1 protein-coding gene is annotated in these 550 nt (G+C 40.7%); it reads right to left on the bottom strand.

Annotated features, from left to right (window positions below; translation table 11 throughout):
• A partial coding sequence (locus tag HMPREF9441_RS15140) for a hypothetical protein (protein WP_008622698.1) occupies positions 1 to 550 on the bottom strand: 550 nt, incomplete at both ends.

Below are 550 nucleotides of genomic sequence, written 5' to 3'. Positions count from 1 at the left end.
TTGCCTCTGTGCCTTTTTCACGTGCTACCGTAAGGGCTATAGCGGTGTTTACTTCGGTGGTTATGTCGTACAAAACTATAAGGGCTTGGCGATAATTGTGTAATAAATAATGCTCTATTACACTAATACTAAAAGGAAATTTGCCTGCTTTAGCTAAAGATATTATGCGCTCGATAGCATCTACATAAGCTAAGACGGTAAGGTAATAACGCTTTTCGGTAGCTATATATTCTTTAGCCTCTGTTAGGTTTTTGTCTTTTAACTTATCGGCGGTGTGCTGTTTATTTACTTTTTGGTTTGCCGATAGTTGGTTAATTTGTTCTTGTTCGGCAGCATTGCGCCCTATAGGTGCAGGGGTGTGCACTGGTAGAGGTTCGTATAAGGTAAAGTTTTTACCGTCTTTGCGACTTTGTAAAATCTTGCGGGCTACATAACTTATATGAAACTGTTTTACCAGTATGGTAGTACGGGTAAAATACTCTGGTGTGAGAGGCTGACTGCATAACCTACTTATTTCCTCCCCAGTGCCACGTGCTACATAGCTTTCTGC

The organism is Paraprevotella clara YIT 11840 (genome assembly GCF_000233955.1).
Lineage (GTDB): Bacteria > Bacteroidota > Bacteroidia > Bacteroidales > Bacteroidaceae > Paraprevotella > Paraprevotella clara.
Note: the sequence above shows the minus strand (reverse complement) of the source record. Positions and strands in the feature narration are given on the sequence as shown.